This is a genomic window from Paenibacillus lemnae, assembly GCF_012933385.1.
Classification (GTDB): Bacteria; Bacillota; Bacilli; order Paenibacillales; family Paenibacillaceae; genus Paenibacillus_AQ; species Paenibacillus_AQ lemnae.
Genome location: NZ_JABBPN010000010.1, coordinates 134,182 through 156,711 on the forward strand (window position 1 = coordinate 134,182; position 22,530 = coordinate 156,711).

Annotated in this window: 20 protein-coding genes and 1 pseudogene; 4 read left to right on the forward strand and 17 right to left on the reverse strand. The window is 48.7% G+C overall.

Going from position 1 to position 22,530, the window contains the following annotated elements:
• The first annotated feature begins 12 nt into the window (after positions 1-12).
• Complete coding sequence (locus HII30_RS12445) at positions 13-837, forward strand: MerR family transcriptional regulator (RefSeq protein WP_169505360.1); 825 nt, start codon at positions 13-15, stop codon at positions 835-837.
• Positions 838-943: 106 nt separating this feature from the next.
• On the opposite strand, the gene HII30_RS12450 is transcribed toward HII30_RS12445, so the two are convergent.
• The 6 genes from HII30_RS12450 to HII30_RS12475 form a co-directional block, all read right to left on the reverse strand.
• Positions 944-2,068 (reverse strand): glycoside hydrolase family 88 protein, encoded by a 1,125-nt coding sequence (locus tag HII30_RS12450; RefSeq protein WP_169505361.1) that lies wholly within the window; start codon positions 2,066-2,068, stop codon positions 944-946.
• Between the two features lie 46 nt (positions 2,069-2,114).
• The gene (locus HII30_RS12455; RefSeq protein ID WP_246246340.1) at positions 2,115-3,956 is read right to left on the reverse strand and encodes a hypothetical protein; all 1,842 of its coding nucleotides are present in this window, start codon (positions 3,954-3,956) and stop codon (positions 2,115-2,117) included.
• 26 nt (positions 3,957-3,982) lie between these two features.
• Positions 3,983-5,893 carry a DUF2264 domain-containing protein gene (locus HII30_RS12460; RefSeq protein ID WP_169505398.1) on the reverse strand — a complete coding sequence of 637 codons (1,911 nt, stop codon included), beginning with the start codon at positions 5,891-5,893 and terminating at the stop codon, positions 3,983-3,985.
• Between the two features lie 60 nt (positions 5,894-5,953).
• On the reverse strand, positions 5,954-6,793 hold the full coding sequence (locus HII30_RS12465) for a carbohydrate ABC transporter permease (RefSeq protein WP_169505363.1): 840 nt from the start codon (positions 6,791-6,793) through the stop codon (positions 5,954-5,956).
• 14 nt (positions 6,794-6,807) lie between these two features.
• A complete protein-coding gene (locus HII30_RS12470; RefSeq protein ID WP_169505364.1) occupies positions 6,808-7,746 on the reverse strand; it encodes a carbohydrate ABC transporter permease in 939 nt (312 codons plus the stop codon).
• A 137-nt stretch (positions 7,747-7,883) separates the two neighbouring features.
• A complete protein-coding gene (locus HII30_RS12475; protein WP_169505365.1) occupies positions 7,884-9,224 on the reverse strand; it encodes an ABC transporter substrate-binding protein in 1,341 nt (446 codons plus the stop codon).
• A gap of 328 nt (positions 9,225-9,552) precedes the next feature.
• Here HII30_RS12475 and HII30_RS12480 point away from each other — a divergent pair, with 328 nt between their 5' ends.
• Positions 9,553-11,286, forward strand: coding sequence for a sensor histidine kinase (locus HII30_RS12480; RefSeq protein WP_169505366.1), 1,734 nt, complete (start codon positions 9,553-9,555; stop codon positions 11,284-11,286).
• Positions 11,287-11,328: 42 nt separating this feature from the next.
• Positions 11,329-12,948 carry a response regulator gene (locus tag HII30_RS12485; protein WP_169505367.1) on the forward strand — a complete coding sequence of 540 codons (1,620 nt, stop codon included), beginning with the start codon at positions 11,329-11,331 and terminating at the stop codon, positions 12,946-12,948.
• A 61-nt stretch (positions 12,949-13,009) separates the two neighbouring features.
• Here the strand turns inward: HII30_RS12485 and HII30_RS12490 are convergent, their stop codons facing one another.
• The 6 genes and pseudogenes from HII30_RS12490 to HII30_RS12520 form a co-directional block, all read right to left on the reverse strand.
• On the reverse strand, positions 13,010-13,546 hold the full coding sequence (locus tag HII30_RS12490) for a GNAT family N-acetyltransferase (RefSeq protein WP_169505368.1): 537 nt from the start codon (positions 13,544-13,546) through the stop codon (positions 13,010-13,012).
• 13 nt (positions 13,547-13,559) lie between these two features.
• Positions 13,560-14,087, reverse strand: coding sequence for an AAA family ATPase (locus tag HII30_RS12495; protein WP_169505369.1), 528 nt, complete (start codon positions 14,085-14,087; stop codon positions 13,560-13,562).
• A 105-nt stretch (positions 14,088-14,192) separates the two neighbouring features.
• Complete coding sequence (locus tag HII30_RS12500; RefSeq protein ID WP_425495994.1) at positions 14,193-14,729, reverse strand: DinB family protein; 537 nt, start codon at positions 14,727-14,729, stop codon at positions 14,193-14,195.
• 16 nt (positions 14,730-14,745) lie between these two features.
• Positions 14,746-15,129, reverse strand: coding sequence for a hypothetical protein (locus HII30_RS12505; RefSeq protein WP_169505370.1), 384 nt, complete (start codon positions 15,127-15,129; stop codon positions 14,746-14,748).
• 552 nt (positions 15,130-15,681) lie between these two features.
• Positions 15,682-16,107 (reverse strand): annotated as a pseudogene (locus tag HII30_RS22045) (class I SAM-dependent methyltransferase); the annotation flags it as partial.
• Positions 16,108-16,122: 15 nt separating this feature from the next.
• Positions 16,123-16,446, reverse strand: coding sequence for a hypothetical protein (locus HII30_RS12520; RefSeq protein ID WP_169505372.1), 324 nt, complete (start codon positions 16,444-16,446; stop codon positions 16,123-16,125).
• 70 nt (positions 16,447-16,516) lie between these two features.
• On the opposite strand from HII30_RS12520, the gene HII30_RS12525 reads away from it, so the two are divergent.
• Positions 16,517-16,690, forward strand: coding sequence for a hypothetical protein (locus tag HII30_RS12525; RefSeq protein WP_169505373.1), 174 nt, complete (start codon positions 16,517-16,519; stop codon positions 16,688-16,690).
• Positions 16,691-16,702: 12 nt separating this feature from the next.
• Here HII30_RS12525 and HII30_RS12530 read toward each other — a convergent pair whose 3' ends face one another.
• The 5 genes from HII30_RS12530 to HII30_RS12550 all read right to left on the reverse strand — a co-directional run bounded on the left by HII30_RS12530 (position 16,703) and on the right by HII30_RS12550 (position 22,530).
• A complete protein-coding gene (locus tag HII30_RS12530; protein WP_169505374.1) occupies positions 16,703-18,022 on the reverse strand; it encodes an ABC transporter substrate-binding protein in 1,320 nt (439 codons plus the stop codon).
• 161 nt (positions 18,023-18,183) lie between these two features.
• Positions 18,184-19,146 (reverse strand): glycoside hydrolase family 113, encoded by a 963-nt coding sequence (locus HII30_RS12535; protein WP_169505375.1) that lies wholly within the window; start codon positions 19,144-19,146, stop codon positions 18,184-18,186.
• 35 nt (positions 19,147-19,181) lie between these two features.
• The gene (locus HII30_RS12540; protein WP_169505401.1) at positions 19,182-20,012 is read right to left on the reverse strand and encodes a carbohydrate ABC transporter permease; all 831 of its coding nucleotides are present in this window, start codon (positions 20,010-20,012) and stop codon (positions 19,182-19,184) included.
• Positions 20,013-20,017: 5 nt separating this feature from the next.
• The gene (locus tag HII30_RS12545; protein WP_169505376.1) at positions 20,018-20,902 is read right to left on the reverse strand and encodes a carbohydrate ABC transporter permease; all 885 of its coding nucleotides are present in this window, start codon (positions 20,900-20,902) and stop codon (positions 20,018-20,020) included.
• Between the two features lie 113 nt (positions 20,903-21,015).
• Positions 21,016-22,530 carry a response regulator gene (locus tag HII30_RS12550; RefSeq protein ID WP_169505377.1) on the reverse strand — a complete coding sequence of 505 codons (1,515 nt, stop codon included), beginning with the start codon at positions 22,528-22,530 and terminating at the stop codon, positions 21,016-21,018.

Genomic DNA, 22,530 nt, shown 5'->3' on the forward strand with positions numbered 1-22,530 from the left:
AAGAGGTGTGATATGAAAAAATCTGAGGTTTATCTCACGGCCGGCGAATTCGCGAAACTTTATGAAATTAAAAAAGATACCCTCTTCTTCTACGACAAAATCGGGCTGTTCTGCCCCCAGATTGTAGAAGATAACGGATATCGGTATTACCATGTGGACCAGTGCCGTATATTTAACTTGATCGAATTGTTAAAAGCTTCGGGGATGGAATTGAAAGACATTAAGAAATATTTGGATTCATTGAACCCCCATTATTTCTTGGACATCTCCAAAGTCCAGCTTGATATGTTAAATAAACAGAAGCTCGAAATTGAATACATGATCAAACAATTGGAAAACACCATCCAGGCAGCCGAATTTGCCATTAAGACCGCGTATAATATTCCCCGCATCGAATACTGTGACGCTGAACGGTACGCTGCGTTTCCGCTAAATGTCAGCAGAGAACAGCGTAAACAGTGGGTTACAGCCGCAATCAAATTGTTTGTACACTGTATGAAGGATAGGCTGCAGTCTGATTTTTTACGCGGAGGCATGATCAGGAATCAGGATTTGTATGACGATCATTTTGAGAAAAGCTACATCTTAACCAAAATCAATGGACAGGTTACTCATGAAGAGCTCCATATCAGACCTGCCGGACTGTGTGCCGTTATGGAGTATAAAGGGAGCTACGAAGGACTCGGGCAGGCTTATGCTGAATTAAAACGTTACATTCTGGATAACGGATATACAATTTCAGGAAATGCTTATGAGCTGGAATTACTCGGCTATTACATGGTGAAGGACAGAGATTCCTTTGTTATTCAAATCACGATCCCTGTGAAGAAGGAATGATATTGAAACACATCGAAACACACTGGTTCTTCCCAGAAAAAAACCTCAGCTTCGGTGATCCACCACCAATGCTGAGGTTTCTATTCATTTCATTCTAATCATTTCTCTATTCCCAATAAAACGGGCCGCAGTTCTTCAGGCGCGCCAAACCTTCCACGAAGAAAAAGTCGCCATAAATCAACGGCACGTCAATATTGGTTCCCTGCGGATAATTGCTCGTGCCGGACAGCAGCAGGCCTTCCTCTTCCGAAATGTCCCAGGCACCGTAGTTTTCGTACAGCGACTTCAATATACGAACCGCGCCCATGCGGTACACTTCAGCATCTCCATTTCCGCTTTTGTCAGCCAGCAGAAGCAGTCCACTTGCTGCGCAGGATCCAGCCGAGGTATCTCGCAGATTACGCAGCTCCTCCGGCGCACGGAAATCCCAAGCCGGCACATGATCTTCCGGAAGCCGGCTGAGAAAGAAGTTCGCAACCCTTTTGGCAGCCTGGAAGTAATCATCTTTCCCCGTGTGATGATAAGCTAGTGTAAGACCGTAAAGCGCCCAGGCCGTTCCCCGTGACCATGCGGATTCCGGGGCATATCCTTGGCCTCCCAATCCCTCCAGTCTATCACCTGTCTGAGGATCAAAATCCACAATGTGATACACCGAGCCGTCCGCGCGGATAAAATGCTTCAGCACCGTATCCAGATGTGCTTCGGCAATATGGGCATAACGCGGATCGCCGCTCGTTCGGGAGGCCCAAAACAACAGCGGCATATTCATGCAGCAGTCAATGATTGCCTGACCTTCGTTACGCTCTCCCTCTCTCCAGGGGTTCCAGGCCCGTATATATTGTCCTTTCAGATTAAAGCGGGCAGCCAAATAGTTAGCTGCCTTCAAGCTGCGTATCCGGGAACTCTCGCTGCCGGTCAGCTTATAATTGGCGACGCTGGTTAAGGTCCACATAAAGCCGATATCATGGTCCAGCCTTACATATGCATCCAGCACTTCATCCAGTTTGACTTCACAAACTTCAGCAAGTGCTTTGAGCACCTCATTGCCGCTCTCCGCATACAGCTGCCACAGCATGCCTGGCCAAAATCCTGACGTCCACCAGGACGGTTCTGTCAGATCAAATACGCCTTTCTGACTGGCATGAGGGAATCCCGATCCGATTCTTTTTGTATTGCGCAGTGTCTTCTCCAGACATTGATGCCAGGCTTCATCTACCCATGCGTAATCCATAGTTATACCTCTCTTTCATCAATCAAATATTATTTCCTGCCGGACTCTATTCCTGATGTAATCCAGCGTCCAGCTTTATAAATTCGAATAGCAAGTTCACTTCCATCCGCGGCTTCGGCTGAAGGACATGGAAATCAAGGGTATAAAACACCTGCTCCTTGCCGAAATGATCCCGATACATCCGTTCGGTCACTTCCAGCTGAAATTGTGACGGGTCACAGGTAAGATTGAGAGCAAGATCTTTATGGATCAGCAGCAGCCTCGCCTCCGATGAATACAATTGAGGCTTAATCATCGTTACAAACCGTTCGATCAGACTGTCCGGCTTGTGTGACAGCAGGAAGATATCCTTCAGCTCCAGACGAGGCAGATCCTGCTTATGCCACTGCCAGGATCGATTAAAGCTCATTAACTCCGGGCACTCGTATGCTTCAGCAAGCTCCACGGCAAAGCGGACTTCTGTATCACTCACCGACTGCTCCATGACCACTGCTGAACGCTGTCGTCCCTCTCGCTGCAGACAGCCGTCAATGATCGGAACCGAATGGCCCTGTGCACCGTTGCAATCATAGCTGTAGCGTCCAGTACCGAAATATTCTTTCGTATATTCTCCGCAGCCCAGGTCGGATAGAAAATATGTTCCTGCGCCTGCAATCATGAACTGTCCCAGATCATTATGATTATGAGGTTCCGCGTTATGCCCGCCCTTGGCAGCAAAGCCGAAAACACCTTCCTTGGAAGATGTGCGGGAAACGATCCACTGGGCATTATCCAGTAAAAAATCGTCCGGCGCCCAGTCTTCTGTCGCGGCGGCCATATTCCGCCAGAGCAGATTGCGAAGAGCAGGTGCCCATCGGCTGCAGTGATCCTTGCGGTAGACCGCCCGAAGCCGAGATGGCGGTGAATGAACACCGGTAAAACGCCCCGCCAGATATCGGGACAACCCTAGTTGTACGGTTTCATAGGGATGTGCATCCGAGAAGTTAACGGCCGCATGACCCCCAAGAAAGCACTTCTGCTGAAATTCCGCAATCGCTTTCACTTTATCCACCGAGAACCAGTTCAGTTCTCCGCAGCTGCGCTTATACAGCAGATCGGCATAATAAACAAAGTAACCGAACCCGTAATTCCAGTAGCCAAGTCCCTCCGGACAAGCACCATCTTCCCCGAAGCCTTTTACATAGCAGGCCATGCTGTGCTCAGTTTTCTCCAGAATTTGGGTCAGTAGCTCCTGATCATGCTCCCCGTCAAGCAGAAGCAGAGCCGCGGAACCGATCGAGCCTGCACATACCGCAGACCAGTTGTGCTCGGCTTCCTCCCATTCATAAGGTCCTTCATCTATGAAGGGCCGAAACAGCCGTTCATGTACCAGCTCCGTCATTCGTGTCTTCAAAAATCCCGGTAAGCGATCCCTAAGCAAAATCGTCAGTTCCGCCAGTGTAAACCCCGTTTCAGCGGAGAATAAATCGATCGTTTGGGACAGCGGCCGCTGTTCATTGACATGAGCAGGCAGGCACCAGGTTAATTCACTGCAGACAGCCCATACAGCATCCAACCATTCATGATGATATGCATCCGACTGAGGCTCAAGCAAGGACAGAAGTGCAAAGGTATTCAGCCGCCGCCTCCGTTCAAAGTAAGCCTGCTCATATTGCAGCCTGGATCCGGTTTTTGCAAATAACGAGAATAGAGTGTATGTGAGATCCGGCATATCAGTTTCCAGCAGTCTTCTTCCCTCTGCCATGATTTCAGCAATCTCTTCCTTGTACTCTTCACTATGTCTTACCCTGTGCCAAAATAAAGATCCATCATCTTCAGCATAATAAAAGTGAGTACCCGCCGAAGCCAAACGTTGTACCGCTTCCTTCATCGGCTTACTCGATTTCATATTGGAATGGTCCATTAGTTTTCCTTTCATTCCATCGTAATCTTGAATTCCTTACCCGTACAGCTTCGGATGCTGATTTCGTGACCTTCAATTATATCTTCGAAGCTGACTCGTAACAAGTTATGGGTATCCACCGAACTTCCAGGTCCAAAACGAGCTGATTGGTTTGGCTCTCTCACCGCCGGTTCCCCGTAGATCGCAGAGACAAGCCAATGCACGCCAGGCGAAAGTGAAGCCGTCAGCGTAGGGATTACCGTACGCGGCCGAAGGACGTTCGTATTGGCATTCGGCCAGATCAGGCGGGCAGATTCGTAACCCAGCAGGCTTCGAGCCCCGCTGATTCCCCATTCACTGCCAGCAAATGCTTCCCCGCCCGCCGTACGCTCCACAGGGGGCTGCTCCACGCCTAAGGCAAATCCTCCTTCAGCAGCATCCAAAGCCCTCTTGCTCTCCACACGGTGAATCCGGATATGCCATGGAAGTCCTGCAACAATCCAGGTGCTGACCTCTACATCGGACCAGGGCTTCCAGACAGCATGAAGGACATTGTCTTCGATTGAGGTGTTCACATTGTGTCGTCTGACCCGGTACAGATTGTCTCCACTCTCGCTCAAAGCAAGCATGGAGTCAAACGCTCCCTGAGACAATCCCCACTCAGACCGGGGCACACTAAATCCAAATCCGGTCGAATATACAAATTTCTCATATTTGGCCGAGGTATGAGTATGTTCATTGGTGCCCCTATGCCCGCTGTTAAATGCCGCCGCATGACCCGATTTCTCATCCCGAATCAGTACCAGATGCGCCGGTTTCTGAACATCGATCCTCTCGTTCTCAGGCAGCGGCAGTTCCTCCGATGTCCAGAAAGGATGATCATCAGGCAGCGCCAGAGGTAGAAACGCTTTCAAAGCCCAGTAAGGTGAGCCGGGTGAATTGTAGTTTTCGGCCATGATTAGGTTCGGGTAAGCGTATCCGACCGTCAGCAGGCCGCCCGAATCCAGAATCGGCTGTCTGAACCACCAGCGCAGATGGCGGAGCATAAGCCCCTTGAATACGCCTGCCGGCAGGCTCCCGCTTTCTGCAAAAGCCATCGCTCCCCAAAAAGCTCCTTGTGAAAAACGATAGGTCAGACTGCGTCCATAAGGAAGCGCAGATCCATCTGAGGCGAACCATGCCATGAAATGAGGCGCAAAGGCTTCAGCGCGTTCCCTGTATAGAGCTGACCGCTCCGGATCTTCCTCCTGCATCAGTTTGGAGTAAAGTAAGCCGTAGTAATGAAATGCAAACGGCACATAATAATCACTGTGTCCCTCAGGTCCGTCACTGTACCATCCGTCTTCCAGATAAAAGGCATCCAGCCTGTTCAGATTATCCTGCAGCTGCTGATCATCGTAAGGCAGGCCCGCCTTACGGAATCCGATATTGACGAGCACATGAAAGAACAGCCAATTGCAGTCATGACAAGGATGATCATTGATCTCATTCAGCCAGGTGTACAGATTGTGGCGGGCTTGTTCATCCAGCGGCGTCCACAGCCGGTCAGGGATCAGAGCCAGCGCATACCCGAAGGCTGCCATCTCGACCAGACGCTGATCATAATCGTGAATCTGCCCCCAATACTCCTCATGCTCCGGATTCGTGCCATTTCGGATTCCTTCCAGAACGATATCCCACAGTTCATGGTCTTCTCCGCCTGCCATAAGCGGTACCAGTCCCCACAGCACCCGTGAGAAACCTTCCATCCCCGCAAGTACAGCCTGATGTCCGGCCCCCGTGCTGCCGAGCTCCAGCCGTGCCTTTCCCTTACTGTAATACGAGGCCAGTGGTGCAAGCAGCTGCTTGAGGGCAGCCGCCATATCCTCACGGGTTCTCAGCGGATTATCCGCTAACGTTATGTGCTTGCCTTCCGTTAACGTTACGTGGTTTCCTTCATCCATCGAGTAATTCCGCATCCTCTCACACTCCTTATGCTTACATAATTCTACCTTCCCCCAGCCCTATCCTTTAATTCCAGAAGAAGCGACGCCCTGCACAAAGTTTTTCTGCAGCACCAGGAACACAATCAGCACTGGAATGATGGATATTACGCTGGCCGCCATAATCAGTCCGTACTCGGCCGAATATTGCGAAATAAACATACGAAGTCCGATCTGAATCGTTTTTAGCTCGGTTTTGGTCAAATATATCATCGGTCCCAGAAAATCATTCCAGGTCGAGACAAAAGTAAAGATCGTGAGTGTAGACAGAGCGGGCTTCGACAGGGGCACCATAATGCGCGCCCAGATTCCGTACTCGCTCAGTCCGTCAATCCGGGCTGCTTCACACAGTTCATCAGGAATGCTCTGGTAGAACTGGCGCATCAGAAACACACCGAAAGCCGAAAACGCCTGCAGCAAAATAATGGCGAGATGGGTGTTGTTCAGTCCCATGGAGCGCATCATAATAAACTGCGGTACCATATAAGCCTGCCATGGAATGGCGATCGTCGCGATATAGCCAAGGAACAGCGCATGCTTCCCTGTGAAATTCAGCTTGGAAAACGCATAGGCAGCAAAGCTGGAGGTCAGAATTTGAAGCACGGTTACGATGACCGACAGCTTCGCCGTATTATAGATAAAGGTTCCAAGCGGAATCTTCGTCCAGATGTCTTCATAGTTGCTCCAGCGAGGAGACTCCGGAATCCACTGCATTGGAAAAGCGAATACGTCTTTGTTCAGCTTGAGTGAGGATGAGAACATCCACAAGTAAGGGACAAGCATACAGAGAACGACGATAAATAAAATGATGTACGCCAGCACCTTGACTCCGATTTTAACTCCTTTATTGGTTCCAACCATAGCTGCTATCCCTCCTATTGTCCATACTTCTTTTCTCCCCGGAACTGCACAAGAGTGATGCCCAGTACGAGCAGGAACAGTACAATCGCCATGGCACTGGCATAGCCGTAGTCCAGGGATCTGAACGCCGTATTGTAGATCTGATAGACCAGAACCCGGGTAGCATCGTTCAGCTGGTTGTCCGCTCCGGCAAACAAGTTGATGAAGATATCGTAGACCTTAAACGAATTAATGATCAGAATCATCAGTACAAAAAAGGTCGTAGGTGCAAGCTGAGGAATCGTGACACTCCGGAATCTCTGCCAGGCATTTGCACCGTCCAGCTCAGCGGCCTCATACAACTCGGGGTTTACGCCCTGCAGACCGGCAAGATAAATGACCATATAGTAGCCCATATTCTTCCACACGGTGAACAGAACGACGGTAAACATGGCCCAGTCCTTGTCCGCAGCCCAGCGCGGCAGATCTTCGATCGGCACCCCTGTCAGCCAGTGCAGAATGTTATTCACCGGCCCCATCGTCGGGCTGAAAATAAAATTCCACACCGCTGCTACCGCGACCAGAGAGGCCACATACGGAAAAAAGAATACGGTTCTCATAAAATTCCGGGCCAGCAGCTTCTGATTGAGCAGAATAGCCAGACCGAGAGCGCACGCCATCGTCAGCGGCACGACTCCTGCGGTATAAATAACCGTATTCCATAATGATTTATGGAAGGTCGGATCCTTCCACAGGCGTACAAAGTTATCGACTCCGATATATTGCATCGGATTGGCACCATCCCATTTCACAAAGGCCAGAATCAGGGCAAAAACCATAGGCACCAATGTAAAAAGGGCAAAACCAATAAAGTTCGGGGCGATAAAGCTGTAAGCAATCAGATGCTCCCTGGTTTTTTTGGACCAACCGCGTTTCTTTTCCATTTTCGAATTTAACATCGTTTCGTTCTGCATAATTTCTCCTCCAAACCATAACGGACTGTCCAGATAAAGAAGAGGCAGGCCCACTTCAGCCCGCCCCTTCAGGCATTTCTCAGAAAGATTCTCAGCATTCCAGTTGGATCATACGTCAGTTTGGTACACAGTCTTAACTAATTGTTCAAAATCAGCTGCACCCGTGTTTTCATATCTTCCAAGCCTTGATCGATGCTCGCATTGTTCGTCATGATACTGTCATGGGCTTCGTTAAGAATGACTTCGATATCTGCGCTCTTCTCATGTAAAGGCATTTCCAGGTATGTTTTGGCTGTCGTCAAAGCTTCTTTGCTGGCCTCGTCGTCTGGAAATCCGTCAATAGAAGCGATGGAGTTTACAACTTCATCGTTCTTAATCGCCGGGATCGTACCTGTAGAAGCAATGACCGCAGCTCCCTCTTCACCTGTCACGAATTGAAGGAAATCCAGCGCCGCTGCCTTATTGGCGGATTTCTGGTTTACGGCGAGCGAGGTAATGGTTCCGAGGGTCGTTCCTGCTTCAACCCCATCCGGATGCGGGTATTTCACGATTCCCCAGTTTTCCGCTTGTGATTCACCGCTTTTGACCTTATCAATCTGGGTCGAAATGAACCAGCTCCCCATATTCATCATGGCTACCGAATTGTTGTAGAACACACCGGAATAATGCGTGCTGGAGGTCTTCAATGTGGCGTAATCCATCACGATTCCGTCTTCCTGCTGCTTCAGAATACGTTCATAGGTCGGTTTCAGGAAGTCATATTCTCCGTCAACGACCGTGTGCTGTCCATCCAAAATACCGAACAACTGAACCGCGCTGCGCCAGGTATGGTAATGCGCTCCATACACCTTCTCCGCCCCGCTGCCTGACGTCATCTTCCGTGCCAGCTCGTCGTATTGCTCCAGGGTCATATCATTCGTCGGATACGGGACGCCTGCTTGGTCAAACAAATCCTTGTTGTAATAAACGATCCAGAAATCACTGCGGAAAGGAAGCGCATACACTTCATCGTTCATTTCGATCTGCTCCACAGTACCTCCGTACAGTGCCGGATCTATATTTTGCTGGTCCATGAAACCTTTCAGCGGCTCCAGGTGATTCTGCTTCACCAGATTGGAGTAGCCCGGAATATCTTTCACCGTCAAAATATCCAGATCTGCGCCTCCGGAAAGCTGGGTGCTCAGCATCGTCATATAATCGGTTGATCCCAGGTCCACATATTCAATGGTTACATTAGGGTGCTTCTCCTTGTAAGCATCAATGAGCGGCTGGTAGTAAGTTGTGGCTTCCCAGTCCCACAGTGCCCACTTTAACGTCACCGGGTCATTGGAGGGTGTTTCGGAAGCGGTTCCAGAATTATTCGTTTCAGGCTTCTCCGCTGCAGGAGTGTTCGTACCGCTCTGTCCGGAACAGCCCGCAAGCAGACTGAGTGAGAGAACAGCGGTTAGTGTCATTCCTAAAAATTTACGCATCTTCATATCGGTTCCCCTTTTCTTTTATATATTGGCTGTCTCATGTCTAATGTATCTCTTCTGTTTATCATCCTAGTTCAATTCGGAATGAAAGGGCATACATTTTTTGTGTCTGTTCCTTCACTTTTATGTGTATCTCTTTCATACTGGGAAGCATACATGTAATTTTGTGATAAAAACCTGTAAAAATCTTCGTTTCTATTCAAACGGCAGTTCCTCCCCCAGGGCGTTCATGATATGGTAAATATACATTAGGTCTGAAAGCGCTTTATAAGATGCATCGAAAGAAGGGGTTCACACGAAACGAAAAGCAACCATTAAACGCCGGATCATTATGCTGATGACGGTATTCGCTCTGGCCATTGCCTCTCTGCTGTCATTTTTCAGCTATGAGCTGATTTCCTACTTTCAGCGTAAAACGACCATCCAGGCGACGGAGTTTAATTTACAGCTAGTGTCCCATATTATTGAACAGGATCTGCTGAATTTGTCCGTCCTGGGCATGACCAGCAGTACCAATTCATCCACCAACCGGCTGTTAAATGAATATTTTCGATCCGGATCAGCTGGATCGATGGAAGCCATTCGTGCCTTCAATTCTCTCCAGGAAGACTTCCGGGTAAATCGCTCCAACAGCTATGTACGCCGTCTGGTGGTCACTGATAATCAGGATAAATTTATACAAGTCGATCATAACGTCAGTGCTTCCATGCCGCTAAACATTCATAACATCAGTAAGCTCACCGGATTGTTTCCGGAATCTAATGAAGAATGGGACCGTGTCATACAGGATCCGCTTTCTATGACCATGACCATCCCTTTTGTCATCCCGGTTTACGGCGACCATGCCAGCCGCAGCGGAACTGTATATCTCCTGGCCAGCACCAGCGTCATTACTGACAAGCTTAAGGGCTATAATCTCCCACCCGATTCCAGCCTTCTGCTGACCCTTGGCAGTCATACATATCAATTACAAGGAGACAGCATCCTTCCTCTTGCCAGGGAGTATAAGGTTTCCCCTTACGAGCAAGATGTGGCCAGCGGAAACAGAACATCATTGTCATTATTGGAAGGCACTGAAGGTGAGAAGCTGATTTCCGTCTCATACCCGGTGCGACAAGGCGTCACGCTGTCTCAAACTCTAGTAGATAAGCAGTTTGCACCACAATGGAATATTTGGCTTCTCCTTATGCTTGGCGTATGCCTGCTAGTGCTGACATCCAGCGGACTGATTACAGTCTATTTGACCCGTAAGATCAGTCTTCCGGTTGAAAAGTTGAAAAAGCGGATCGACAAGATTGCTCAAGGACATTTCCTTGTGGACCGTAATATGGAATGGAACAGCGAACTTGGAGATGTAGGCCGGGGAATCAACCGGTTATCCCAGGAGATTGTAGCGCTGATGGAAACACGTGTAGCGGATGAAAAGCAAAGACAGGAGCTGGAATACCGCATGCTTCAGAATCAAATCAATCCTCACTTCCTGTACAACACCTTAAACTCTATCAAATGGATGGCCACGATTCAGAACGCGACCGGGATCGCGGAAATGACCACTTCCCTGTCCCGGCTTCTGCGGAGCGTCGCCAAGGATATGCGCAAATTGGTGGCACTCGAAGAAGAGCTGAGCCTTCTGAGTGATTATTTTTTGATTCAGCAATATCGCTATGGAAACAAAATCTCAATGGAAACAATCATTGAGGATCCACAGTTTCTGACAGGTTTGATTCCCCGCTTCACGCTGCAGCCTCTGGTCGAGAACGCCATCTTTCACGGCATAGAGCCTAAGGGAGGCGGACATCTCAAGCTGAGCATTCAGAGCAGCGGAATGAGCAGCATTCTGATTACGCTGGAGGACAACGGGATCGGAATGAGCGAAGAACAGATTGGGCAAATAACAGAACACTTCATGGAGCAGAATTCGAAAGAGCAGATGGAAGGCATGGGGCTGCGCAATGTGAATGATCGGATTCAGATGGCCTTTGGGAAACCATACGGGATTTCCATTGAAAGCCGATTAGGGCAGTACACGAAGATGAGTATCCTTCTGCCCTACCTCAATTCCTAAACTCGGGTCTATATGGAACATAACCTAAGGATGTGATTAGCCGTGATCAAATTATTGATTGCTGATGATGAAGCACTGGTATGCATCGGCCTGCAGTCCATGCTGAAATGGGAAGAACACCAGGTCGAGATTGTTGGTGTGGCTCATAATGGCGCTCAGGCTGAAGAAATGATACATCAGCTTCACCCAGATCTCGTCATCACAGATATCAAAATGCCGGTCAAATCCGGTCTGGAAGTCGCGGCTTCCGTAAGAAACAAATATGGACGGCTGCCGCTGTTCATTATTCTCACCAGCTATGAGGAATTTGAATATGCACGCGGTGCCGTAGAAGTACAGGCCGTGGATTATCTCGTCAAACTGGATTTGACGCCGGAGTCCCTCGCCAAGTCTATCCATAAAGCGGCCGGACTGCTGAAGGATTACCAGTCCATGGAGCGTTATCCTCAGCTGGTTCACCGCAGCAGTCTGCAGACAGAGCGCGATAAATTGTTCATCCGTTTATTTAACGGACTGTTTGAAAGCAAGCAGCAGTACCTCCTGCAGAAGGAAGACCTGGAGATTGATCTTTCCTCTCCAGCCTATCTTGTGTGTACCTGCCGTATTTTAGGTCCGGACACGATTCCGCCGCGTGGAGATAAACTCGCAGCTTTATGCGCGAGCACCATTCAGATGGCCAAGGATACTTTGAATACAGACCCTGCCTGTTATGTAACCAGCCTGGACCTTCGAAACTTTGCCGTTACCCTTCCGGTTCCCGGAACAGAGCCTGAAACCTGGAAGCCGCTGACGGAACAACTGCTGAAGGATCTGGCTGGCGTGCTGCACCGTTATTTTAATGTCACGATTGTCGGGGCTGCAGGCATCGTCGTTGAAGACCCGTATCTGCTGCGGGAAAGCTACCTGGCTGCACGCAGGATTCTTCCAGCAGCGCTGAAGGAAAACAGCTTTTTGTTTCTGGATTCTGAAACCCTGCCTGGTGCCGATGCTCCCCTGCTTGATTTCACCGAATTCCGGGCCGAAATCCGCCGGGCTTTTGAAGAACTGGACATCAAAGCTTTACATAGCATGATTACCCGGTTAATCGTCATCATGGAAGGCCGCCAGCATCTGCTCGTCCCGGCTATGGATTCTGCCTGCAGTGTATTATATATGGCGATCTCCCTGTTGTCCGATGGAGAAAATATCGTGGAGCAGATCTATGAAGACGAACCGGAGGGATACCGGGGTATATATCAGATGCAGTCGATCGAAGGCGTGGTCCGCTGGCTGACCCGGTTCCGGGACGGCTGCTGTGAAGCCCTGTCGGCCCGAAGGCAGAGCTATAAGGAACAGGTTGTACGCAGTGTTCAGGAATATATCCGCAGAAATCTGGACACCAAGCTGTCCTTGAACCAGGTATCGGATGTCTTTAACTTCAGCCCGAATTACTTAAGCCATCTGTTCTCCAAAACCGCTAAGGTGAATTTTGTGGAATATGTCACCGAGATGAAAATGGCTGCCGCCAAAGAAATGATGCACCGCGGTGAGGGAAGGATTAATGAAATTTCTCAAAAGCTCGGTTATGACAATGCTTTCTATTTCAGTAAAGTGTTCAAAAAAGTGGAGGGTCTCTCGCCCAGAGAATACATACAGCGTATGGATCTCACCAGGATGCATTGAATCCAATTCATCTATGCTGCTTACATTATGACTGCTGTGTATCGTATTGACTGATCACCTCTCAAAACATGGTCTTCTTATTGTGGATCCAAAAGCGTTTGATCACATTCCCGTCATCCTCGATGTAGTCAGCAACCTGATTACCGCCATGTTTCAAGATGGTTTGTTCCGACCCTATATTATTGTAGTCGCACACCACCAGAACATGGTGGATTCCGAGCTTCTCCGCTTCAACCAGCGACAGCTCCAACAGTTTGGCCGCATACCCTTTGCGTCGTTCAGACGGCCGGATCCCATACCCGATATGGCCGCCGGCATGAAATAAAAATTCAGTCAGGTCATGTCTGATATTCACAGCACCAAGCACCCTGCCATGATCATGAAGGAGCCAGAACGTCGAATCGGGAACATGCCCATCCGGCAGTCCGATTCCCTGCTCTCTGTCGCTTAGTATTTTCAGCATTCCTGAGAAGTCGTCAGGGTCTATCCCGATAACCCTAGGGACCATATCTTCACCGGACTCCTTCCATTCATGATAGAAATCCAAATACGGCTCACGCAGCTCCATTTGAGGTTTTACCAGCTTAACATGGTTCATCTGACCAAGTCCTTTATATGAGAATGAGTTCGAGATTCAGCTCTGCAGCAATGTTTTCTACGACCTCATCAATGGTCATATTATTCGTATCCAAATGACGTTCAAATACGCTCTGGCTCAAACCTTCCAGACATCGGTCAATTTGCTGTGCAGGCCAGGAATGGCGACTATCGCCTCTTTTTTGCAATCGTTTTAATAGATTCTCCTTAGAAACCCACAGCGCGAAGTGATGAACCGTGCATCCGCCGCTTCTTAACCTGCCTACGATTTGTTCGAAATACTTCGGGCTCACGATGGTCATCGGTACGATGATGATGCCGTTATAATGGGTATCCATATGTTTAAGCATTTCATAGTTGAACTGACGCCACATGGCATAATCCTGAAAGTCCGGAGTCTTTATTTCTTGAGGAAGATTACTCCGGATGTAATAGCCCGCATTCTCAGGATCAAAGATAAAAGACTGGGGCAGCCTTCGATGAAGCTCATTGGCAGTCTGCGATTTGCCGGCCCCAAAAGCACCATTAATCCAAATGATCAAAACAACACCCTCCCTATAAACAATGCGACACTATAAATCTTACTGGGATTTCCAGGTATTTTTTGTTAATTCAAATTATAAGTGCAGATGATGACTTTAGCTACATTATGTATTCCCTGTATTAAATCTCTTCTTGATCATTCTGATCTGGCCCCTGTGATTAATTTCATCCTCGAATACATGGAACCACATAAAATAATAGTTAGCCGGTTTGTTATACCAGAACTCTTCTTGAGTATACAGCCAGTCATCATCTACCGTTTGAAACAGCTCCAGCGTACGTCCTCTGACCTCTTCCATTTTGGTTATATAGTAATCCAGCTCATTCCCTTGTATTGCTTCTTGACCTTCACGTCCCAGCTTCAGAGCTGTTCCCCATATGCTCATCTCATCTTCATTCAAATCCCTCTGTTCAAAAGTTTGAACCTGATAAGCATATTCCACGGCAGCAAAATGAAGCAGCAGAGCTCCGATCGTATTGCCCTGATCATCCATAAGATAATCCAGCTGTTCCTTCGATAAATCTTTAACCTCTTCAAGTATCGTATAACGTGCATAATTCATCATCGATAGAAGCCTGCTGATCTGCGGCGAAAAGCCCGGGATGTCTGTAATGAGATACATGTTGTTCATGTCGATCATCTAAACATTCTCCTTTCTAGGATAGTGCAACAACCAGGCTCGTAGCGAACAGTACAATTGAAACTGGTGCCCAGATTTTCCGTTCCTTCGAGCTTCTTGTGATCAGATTTAATATGACAGCCAATGTTGAAAAAGCCACCACAAACCATATTCCCTTATCAGAGAAAGCTGACCCTCGGGAAAGTATGAACCCTGATTCACTCATAACGATCGCGGCAATCCCTGCTAAAATTACAATCTGAAACAAGCAGGCCGCACGCATCGCAGGCGGGAACTTTCCGGGAAACTTGCCGCCCATGGCGTATTCTCCCCAAGGCTTACCTAGTGCCAGAGCACACTGAAATAAAATGACCACCAGCATTAAAAGGGTAAATACAGCACCTGAAATCAGCACAACCATATATAGATGACCTCCTCCTGATAGCCGAATTCATTTTAAGGCTTTACTACATACAAACCTCCTCTTAATGCCTGAATTCCTTCCATTACGCCTCCTGTTGGCGTTATCATCCCGCCCGTCTGCCAGAGTAACTTATCTTGGCATGTATGATGCGCTCACTTGATCACGCTCTCTTCCTTCCGACACAATACATAAAGGAGCCAGAGTAGAAGCGGTCAGGGTCGGCACAGAATTGTTGGATAGCATGCATGCTTTTTATTCGTTGCTCTTCTGTTATAAGTTGAGCTTCCACCAAATGACGCCCTTCATCAGAACCCATGGCCAGTTTTAATGAGAACGGGATATCATCATAGGGGCCTTCGTAATCGCTGGTCTGGATGATAACTTTAGTCTCCTCGATTCCAACAGATTTATATAATCCGTAGAGTTTTCTTCCCATAATCCGATCTGTTCCCTTGGCCTCGGCATACTCAATATACGCTCGAATCAAAACCGATAGCTCCTTCGCATAGGGATAGAACACCATCGTTTCATCATCAATCTCAACACTCACAATACTGCCGCCCGGCCGACATACTCTGTTCATCTCCTTAATGATACTTTCCGGATCCTGATTATGCATCAGCATCAGCCTGGTATATACAAAATCAAAAGAATCATCATCAAAAGGAAGTCTCGACGCTTCTCCATTAACAAATACAATTTTGTGCTGACTGGTGTTCTCTTCTGCTTTTTCAAAATATCGTCACTGTTATCGATCCCAACATAATCTATATCGGGTAGTATCGATGAGAACATCTCCAGCATAGCACCCGTCCCGCATCCTACGTCCAGTACGCTCTTGGCGGATAGGAGGCCGTTACTTAAAAAATGTTCGCATAAAGCCTTGGAATGACTGTCGACGTTTTTCGTTAATCTATCAATCTCAGATTTTTTATGATTTTCTTGAAAGGAATCGAATTTGTAGGTCTGGTTCATTCTTTCGCCTCCTTTTCATCTCTCAAATACTATGGTAATGGACTGATCATTAATCATTTTCACTTTTACAAAATGGTCCGTTTCCGATTGTCCCTCAATTCCTGCCACATGTACTTCTGCTCTGTTATTCGAAGTGTTATAGATAAAAGAAACTTCGTAATCCGTAAATCCCTTACCATACACATATGCGTACATGTTGTCTGCGGTCTCATTATCAAATGAATGAATGAAATATTCTTTCTCACCGCCGTTCTGCTGCACATCATTTAACCAATCTCGGATTCGCTCCTCATGCTTCGGTTCGATCTGATCCAGCTCATAAGAAACCAGTTCACTCATCTTACTTACTATGGAGTGATCTTTTTTCTCAAGATCGTTATGATTTGAGGTACATCCGGATAAAGTGGTGATGAATAATGCAGCAGCAAAGATTTTTTTAAGCATGGTCCCTCCGTATTTTATGCGTTTCCAATTTTATAGTAAGTATGCCTTAATTTCCGCTTCAAAAGCAAAGGATATTTCAGCTTACTCACAAACTGGAGAAGCCCCCAGCACAAGAATGGGGGCTTCTCCTCTTAATTAGCGCATTAAATACTTAGTAACCGAGTGCTGTCTTCGCTTCCTTCCATTTCGTGTTCAGCTTATCGAACGCTGCCTGGAGGTCATCAGCTACGACGTATTCCTGTACGTAATCTCCCGTGCCGATGCCGATCTGAGCCTTGTTTGCAATCTCGTTGAACTTCGGATCCGTAGCCTCGCTCTCAATCAAGGTAGGCTTGAACGACTGGAATTCAGCCAACTGCGGAATGGTGGACTCTTTCGTTTTGTTGATTGGCATGAAACCTGAGTCTTCCACATAACCCGATTCCTTCACGAAGAACTCGATCCAAGCGGTAGCCAGCTCCTTGTTTTCGCTTTCTTTGCTGACTGCGATAAAGTAATCCGATCCGAGCGGAGCATTATGTTGTCCGTTGTTATCATAAGGAAGAGGGAAGAATCCAATATCCTCCGAAGCTGCTCCTGCGCCGATCACCTGAGGAATGACCCAGTTGCCGAGGAAATACATGCCGGCCTTGCCTGCCGCCATCTCACCTTTTGATATTTCCCAGTTGTTCGTATACAGATCTTTCTCCACCCATTCTTTCTGGACAAAAGTCCGGGCGATTTCTGCCAGCGTACCCCAAGCGTTGTCAACCTTAAACGGTGCTTCTTCCGATACCAGCTTGGAGGCAAACTGTGGGTCGCCGGCTACATACCAGGCAGAGTTGTCAGCCCAGTTACCCATCGTCCACTGTGCGCCAAAGTTCATATAGAGCGGAATGATATCAGCGGCCTTCAGCTTCTCGGCTGCGGCGTACAATTCATCCAGTGACGCTGGAATTTTATCGATTCCGGCTGCTTCAAATGCTTTTTTGTTATAAACGATTCCCTGCGTATTAACACCTGTCGAAATACCGTAACGCTTATCTTCGAACAAAGTGTTATCCGCAAAATAAACATCCTCAAACATTTCATCCGGCAGCGGATCAAAATAATTCGGATACTCCGATGTTGCAAGTCCGCTCGGAATCATCAACACGTCACCAGCTTCTCCTGTGGTCAGGCGAACCTGAATGTCTTGTGCGTAGTTCGTGAGGCCCTCGAATTCGATTTCAGCATCCGGATACTTTGCCTTGAAAGCATCTACATACTTATCCAGAGTGCCATCGTTAACAAGATCGGTGCGGTGTGTAAGTACCTTCAGTTTGCCTCCGAGCTTGGGCTCTTCACTTTTCTCAGGCGTTGTCTCTCCTCCAGTATTTCCGCTCGGTGGCGCTTCACTTTCACCTTCGTTTGCATTGCTTCCTCCGCATGCGGCCAGGATAGATGCAACAGCGAACAGCAAGAGCAGCATCATGGTTAATCTCTTTTTCATCGACTTTTCCCCCTTACTTTGATATGGATGACTTTTCCCGGGACCGGGATTGCGACTTGATGATATCGCTTACAATTCAATATTAATGTCTGGCGGTTGGAAAACAAATGAAGTACTTTTGTTTTTATTGTCATCAATTATGCTAACTTCTTGTTTTTTTGTTAGCTTTGATTCTGTGGATCATTCTTATAAAAATTTCGCACCGTTTCGGCCGCACGCTTGCCGTACATACAATAATCGTCGTTCTCCGCAGCATCAGAAGCTTTGTACAGGCGTGCCGGCCAGTCCCACAGCATATACCCCTGCATCCAGTCCCGCTTGGAACAAGCTGCAAACATAGCTTCATAGTAACGTTCCTGCTCCTTTTCGGAAGGAGCTCCCGGCAGTGACCAATCGTTCGGGCGGGCAGCGGAGCCCTCTCGGCTCGGACAGCCTGCTTCCATGAAGAAGAAGGGCTTGCCCCATTTTCTCACCGTTCCTTCAATGCGGTCCAGCTGTTCATCCCATTGATCTATCGGATAATAGCCGCTGGAAGAGATGATATCCAGAGCGTCCCACCAATGGACCCGTTCCTCCTGATATTTATCGCAGTTATACGTCACCAGTCCTCCGTACAGTGAGCGTACGTCAGAAATCAGGGCCCGCCACTGCGCCTCACGTTTGTCAGCCTGCACCATCTCGCAGCCGATGCACAGCATCTCACAGCCTTCTTCCTCCGCAATTCTCGCATAATGCAGAATGAACTCCCCGTAAGAACGGAACCATGCTTCCCAGCCCGGCTCTCCGGGTACCTCCTCGTCAAAAAACGCAATATGCGCCCGCCACGTACCGTTCGCAACATTAACCACAGGCTTCAGGCACACTTTCAGTCCGAGCTCCTTCGCGCTGCGGATCGCCCACCGGACTTCCTCATCGGTTACCGTCGGTTCCTCCCGAAAGGGGATCACCGTCGACTGCGGCGTTTCCTGAACCGCCGCGAGCGCGAGTGCGGTCCAGTTCACATTCATTTCAGCCATCCGCTTCATGGAAGCCTCAGCTTCTGGTCCCATCCACGTACCACGAACACCGGTCCATCCCCACGTCATGCCATTGATTTTCTCTGTTTTCATTTGTTCCGCATTCATAAGTTCAGGCACTCCCTCTCCAAAAAGAATCATAATTACTTGACCGCCCCATTCGTCACCCCTGCAAAAATATATCGCTGCATAAACAGGAACAACAGCACAGTCGGGATAAAGATAATAAGGATGCCTGCTGAAATGACATTCAGCTGGGCCGCGTTAGGCCCGATAAAAGAGTAAATCGCGGTGGAGACCACCTTTAGGTCCTGCTTCGGCATGTACAGGTACGGCGTGTAAAAATCGTTATAAATTGAAATACTCTTCAAAATAATGAGTGTAGCAGTCGCTGGCGCCAGCAGAGGAAAGATGATGGAGCGGAAAATCTTGAACAAGGATGCTCCCTCAATCATCGCACTTTCGTCCAGATCCTTCGGAATACTGTTCACGAACTGGAGGTAGATAACGATCTGCAGCACATCCGCTCCCAGGTACAGCAGAATCGGGGCAAACATCGTGTTATACGCACCCAGACTTTGAATAATACTGAATGTCGCGACCTGGGTTGTGACCATCGGAATAACCTGTGCCACCAGGTACATCGCCATAATTGCTTTTTTCAGCTTGAAGTCAAAGCGGCCCACCGCATAAGCGACCATCGTGCCGAGGACAATATTTCCAGCTACAGAAATCCCTAAGATGATGAGGATATTGCGGAATCCAAGGCCCAGATTTCCGATGTCGATGACCCTCTTGAAGTTGTCAAAATTAAGGATATTGTCTGGCAGTCTCAGTCCGGATTGATAATACTCCACTTGGGTCTTGAAGGCCCCCACCGCGATGGAGTAAATCGGGAAGAAGACGACAAACAGGGCACAAGCCAGCGTAAAATAATTGAATATCGTCCATCCCATCGACCGTTCCTGACTCATTCTCTTCATTGACTTCTTCCCTCCCTGAACAGCAGTTTCCGTTGAATGACGATAAATAGCAGTACGATCGCCAGCAGCACAACCGCCATGGCCGACGCAAGGCCGAAGTTCTGGTACTTAAACGCCGTGTTCACCGTATGGATAACAAAGGTTGATGTATCATTGGCACCGAGCATCATGACGAACGGAATATCGAACGCTTCAAGTGCGCCTGTCAGCGTCAGGATGAGCATCAGCTCCAGCACGCTGCGAATACTTGGCAGTGTAATGTAGCGGAATTTCTGCCACCCTGAAGCACCGTCAATGGAAGCAGCTTCATACAGATCTCCGGGAATCGATTGAAGGGCCCCGATAAAAATGACCATGTTCAGACCCATGTACTTCCACATCGAGATAAAGGCGAGCGAGACATTCACGATACGTTTATCGCCGAGCCAGCTCTGCTGCCACGACTCCAGGCCGATGGCTTCGAGCAGCGTATTGAGCGAGCCGTACTCCATGTGATATACATTCTTGAACATGATGACGGTTGCCACGCTGTGGAGTACATAGGGCAGGAACAGAGCTACCCGAAATCCGTTCTTTCCTTTCAGCTTTCCCGTCAGAATAACCGCGAAGTACAGTGCCAGCATGACCTGGATCAAGCCGCCGATGAAATAATAAAGATTGTTCTTCAGCGAGCTGAACACTTCGGGCTTGGTGAAAATCTCCTTGTAATTGTCCAGTCCGACGAAATTCATATCCCAGCCGAGACCGGTCCAATCCGTCAAACTGTAGTACACAAGAGACAGCGCCGGATAATACGAAAAGGTCAGAGACAGGACCACCGGAATGGTAAGGAACCCGAAGAGGATAAGATACCGCTGTGCTTTGTAACTAAGATTGAACAAGCTCCTCCCTCGCTTTCATGAATAGAATGGTACCGTTTTCATTATTATAGATGACACAGCGGGGAAAAATAATAGATTGGGTTTCGTTTTATTGTCTTCAATTAAGATAACAATCACCTAACAAACTCACGATATTCCTTCGGGGTCTTGCCGGTCATCTTCTTAAATACTTTGGCGAAATACGCCGGATCAGGATAACCTACCCGCTCACCGACCATATACGTCTTAAGTCCGTGCTCTTCTTTCAGCAGCTTCTTGGCGTGCGTAATGCGCTCGGCAATGATAAAGTCGGTGATCGTCTCACCGGTTTCAGTTTTGAACAATTTGCTTAGATAGCTGGGTGTCAGATAAACAAGATCCGCCAATTGCTGCAGCTCCATCTCTTCAGTAAAATGCTGCTGGATATACGTCTTCACAGTTTCAACCGCCCGGTGCTCGCTTTTCGCCTGTTCTAGTTGTCCAGAAGCCCATTCCAGCGCAGCCTTTAGGCTTGCCGCGAACGTCCGCCAATCCGGGGATTCACCGGGATCTGACGGCCACTCCACCCCTTGGGAGGATAAACCACGTCGTTCCATCTCCTCGCCTGTGAGCTCCTTCAGAGCTGCGGCAGCTTCCTTTAATTCCGCCCAGCCTGGCATTGAAGCCGTCTGTTCCTCCAGCCACGCCGAAACCAGCTTTGGCAGACGTGCATACTCCCCTGAAAACAGCGCAGGAAATATCTGTTTCTCCAGTGAGCGGACCAGCCGGTAGCTCAGTTCTCTTCTTCCTCGCGTCTCATGCCCTCCACCGAGTGCACCGCAAATACGCATCTCACGGCTGTACCATGCCGTTTCAAGCGAAGACATGGCTTCCTCATATGCTCTTGGCAGCCACCGGCTGCCGGAGAATACACCGCTGATACCTGCCTTTGCGATCATGCCAGCAGGCTGACGCCGGAGCAGCAGCGAAGCGCGTTCCGCAGCCTCTCCGGCAGGGTCCGATGGCCCGAGCGGAAGAATGGCTGCCTGTCGTCCATCCACACAGCCGATGATCCGCCGCTCATCTCCCCAATCCGCCGTACATCCGTGAAGCGCCTCCGCTGTCATATTCGGCGGCGCCTGAAGAACGAACACAGCATAGCAGCCTCGGAATAAGGCCTGCTGATCCAATCTGCCGCACACCTCTTCGAACAGATGGGCCGGCAGGCGCTTCTCCTCCTGACCCAGCAGAAAGCTGGCCAGATCATCTGACTCGAGCCGGCGTTCATTCCGTTTCTCCGTGACAAGGGCATATGCATTCTCCAGGAGGCGGTGAAGCTCACTGATGTTGACCGGCTTCAATAAATATTCCATGGCTCCCTGGCGCAGCGCAGTTCTGGCATACTCAAAGTCGTCATACCCGCTCAGCACGGCAAACATCGCATCACCGGTGATTTCCCGGGCGCGCGCCATCAGCTCCAGGCCGCTCATCTGCGGCATTTTGATATCCGTTATAATCAAATCAGGCTGCAGCCCGCTCATTTGGCTGAGCAGTTCCTGTCCGCTGCCAAACGTGCCGACCACTCGGTATGAATCGCCGGCATCTGTGATCAGCTTGGCTAATCCCATCCGTATGCGCTCCTCATCATCCACCACTGCAATGTCAAGCAT

What these genes read in the sequence shown, in the direction of transcription:
- HII30_RS12465 (WP_169505363.1), bottom strand. Translation starts at nt 6,793, where the DNA reads ATGGTTGGAACCAATAAAGGAGTTAAAATCGGAGTCAAGGTGCTGGCG.
- HII30_RS12445 (WP_169505360.1), top strand. Translation starts at nt 13, where the DNA reads ATGAAAAAATCTGAGGTTTATCTCACGGCCGGCGAATTCGCGAAACTT.
- HII30_RS12530 (WP_169505374.1), bottom strand. Translation starts at nt 18,022, where the DNA reads ATGAAAAAGAGATTAACCATGATGCTGCTCTTGCTGTTCGCTGTTGCA.
- HII30_RS12500 (WP_425495994.1), bottom strand. Translation starts at nt 14,729, where the DNA reads ATGATCGACATGAACAACATGTATCTCATTACAGACATCCCGGGCTTT.
- HII30_RS12520 (WP_169505372.1), bottom strand. Translation starts at nt 16,446, where the DNA reads ATGAGTGAACTGGTTTCTTATGAGCTGGATCAGATCGAACCGAAGCAT.
- HII30_RS12535 (WP_169505375.1), bottom strand. Translation starts at nt 19,146, where the DNA reads ATGAATGCGGAACAAATGAAAACAGAGAAAATCAATGGCATGACGTGG.
- HII30_RS12460 (WP_169505398.1), bottom strand. Translation starts at nt 5,893, where the DNA reads ATGGATGAAGGAAACCACGTAACGTTAACGGAAGGCAAGCACATAACG.
- HII30_RS12540 (WP_169505401.1), bottom strand. Translation starts at nt 20,012, where the DNA reads ATGAGTCAGGAACGGTCGATGGGATGGACGATATTCAATTATTTTACG.
- HII30_RS12470 (WP_169505364.1), bottom strand. Translation starts at nt 7,746, where the DNA reads ATGCAGAACGAAACGATGTTAAATTCGAAAATGGAAAAGAAACGCGGT.
- HII30_RS12550 (WP_169505377.1), bottom strand. Translation starts at nt 22,530, where the DNA reads ATGCTTGACATTGCAGTGGTGGATGATGAGGAGCGCATACGGATGGGA.
- HII30_RS12525 (WP_169505373.1), top strand. Translation starts at nt 16,517, where the DNA reads ATGAATAATGCAGCAGCAAAGATTTTTTTAAGCATGGTCCCTCCGTAT.
- HII30_RS12455 (WP_246246340.1), bottom strand. Translation starts at nt 3,956, where the DNA reads ATGAAATCGAGTAAGCCGATGAAGGAAGCGGTACAACGTTTGGCTTCG.
- HII30_RS12505 (WP_169505370.1), bottom strand. Translation starts at nt 15,129, where the DNA reads ATGGTTGTGCTGATTTCAGGTGCTGTATTTACCCTTTTAATGCTGGTG.
- HII30_RS12480 (WP_169505366.1), top strand. Translation starts at nt 9,553, where the DNA reads ATGCTGATGACGGTATTCGCTCTGGCCATTGCCTCTCTGCTGTCATTT.
- HII30_RS12475 (WP_169505365.1), bottom strand. Translation starts at nt 9,224, where the DNA reads ATGAAGATGCGTAAATTTTTAGGAATGACACTAACCGCTGTTCTCTCA.
- HII30_RS12490 (WP_169505368.1), bottom strand. Translation starts at nt 13,546, where the DNA reads ATGAACCATGTTAAGCTGGTAAAACCTCAAATGGAGCTGCGTGAGCCG.
- HII30_RS12450 (WP_169505361.1), bottom strand. Translation starts at nt 2,068, where the DNA reads ATGGATTACGCATGGGTAGATGAAGCCTGGCATCAATGTCTGGAGAAG.